The organism is Salinivibrio socompensis S35 (assembly GCF_000513715.1).
Lineage (GTDB): Bacteria > Pseudomonadota > Gammaproteobacteria > Enterobacterales > Vibrionaceae > Salinivibrio > Salinivibrio socompensis.
In genome coordinates this window covers 1-1371 of sequence record NZ_AQOD01000245.1, presented here as the reverse complement: position 1 = coordinate 1371, position 1371 = coordinate 1, and the positions used below count along the sequence as shown (strand labels likewise).

At 48.2% G+C, this 1371-nt stretch carries 2 protein-coding genes and 1 pseudogene; all 3 read left to right on the top strand.

All coding sequences use genetic code 11. The annotated features are described in order from the left end of the window. Positions 1–142 (top strand): annotated as a pseudogene (locus DZ54_RS26570) (IS4 family transposase); the annotation flags it as partial. Further along, positions 123–473 carry a hypothetical protein gene (locus DZ54_RS0117400; protein WP_025675509.1) on the top strand — a complete coding sequence of 117 codons (351 nt, stop codon included), beginning with the start codon at positions 123–125 and terminating at the stop codon, positions 471–473. The pseudogene DZ54_RS26570 and the gene DZ54_RS0117400, both read left to right, overlap by 20 nt. Positions 474–475: 2 nt before the next feature. Then, positions 476–1371: DUF4123 domain-containing protein (locus tag DZ54_RS0117395; protein ID WP_025675508.1), on the top strand; the 896-nt coding region annotated here is incomplete at its 3' end.

The window sequence follows — 1371 nt, the reverse complement described above, 5'->3', positions numbered from 1 at the left end:
TAATGTCCTGTCTATCGTCCGGTTAGGTATGGAAGTCCTCAGGCGACCAGACTACGAAATTATAACTCAACACTTCTTAGCTGCGGCTGTGGTTCTAGCCCAGCAGCTCTTAAAAGAGGGCTATGCATTGGCGGATTTATGAGGGGATCTCTCAGGACTTAGCCCCTAATTACGCATGGTTACTGAAAAGACAAAACGTTAAAAACTGCTTTATCGAAGGCCTGCACATTGCCAGTGAAAAATATCCCAATGCGACACGAAACGAGTGGGAGACATTTGCTTATACACGCTTTTACTTAGGCGATAAGTTTTATCAACATCCGGAATTTGAGCGTTTGCTGGCTATTTTTCCGGTAAAAAAAGCCATTACTGTGTTTTATAACAAGCACAAAGGCGATGAGTTGCTCAAAACAAAATACACCACCCGCGGATGGTTAGGCATTGAAGGCCGCGCCACACTGATCACAGAGTAAATATGATGCCTAATCAAGCGTCCGAGAATGCACTAATCAATAGGTTATCAGCACCGTTTTGCGCGGTGGTTGATGCGGCGGTGTGTCCGCAAGTCTTCCAAGCAATCGATGACGACGCGCTCGCGACGCATCGGTTGTACTGGGGCGAAATGGGAGACACCCACCATTCGCTATCGCCTTACTTGCTGGTCAATCCCAGCATTGACTGGCTTGTAGCGCTGAGTGAAGAGCAGCCGAACTGGGGCATCGCCTTTGTGTTTGATGACTCGCTTATCAACCAAGATGAGGAGAGTCTATTCATTCGCGCGAAGCGTTTTTGGCAAACGTGGATACAAGTTAAAGATACCTACCAACAAACCGTATTGCTGCGATTGTTCGATAGGCAAGTGTTTCAAGCGTTGTGGCACGCCTCGTCAGACACTGAAAAGCTCGCATTAAGCGGGCCGTTTAAATATGCACTGTTCGGTACACTCAATGATACCGAGGGAGAAACCCTCCCCTTGTGTCCAGAAGCAGCAGAGAGCGCCACCTGTCCGCCATTGCCGCGTGCTCTGAGCGAGGCGCAGTATGCCGCTCTCTTGAATCTATCACTGCCAAAGCAGTATCAAGCCTACAAAACGCATCTACAGACCCACACTGAGCGCACACAGGCATGGTCAGAGACACAATGGACGCCATTCATTGAAACCGGTGTGAGCGAAGCAAGCGCCAACGGGTTTCAGCAAGAGCAAGATATTGTTCGTTTTCTTAGCTTAAAAATCGAGCTAGGCGACACCTTTTATCAAGAGGCGTGGGCACAGAAAATCATTACCCGACCCATTATCGATGGGCAAAAAACGCCCATGGATCGTCTATTTGAGCAAGCTTTAATCTTACTAGATAAGGAATCTTCGTCGTC

Coding starts and splice junctions, on each gene's coding strand:
- DZ54_RS0117400 (WP_025675509.1), top strand. CDS start 123: ATGCATTGGCGGATTTATGAGGGGATCTCTCAGGACTTAGCCCCTAAT.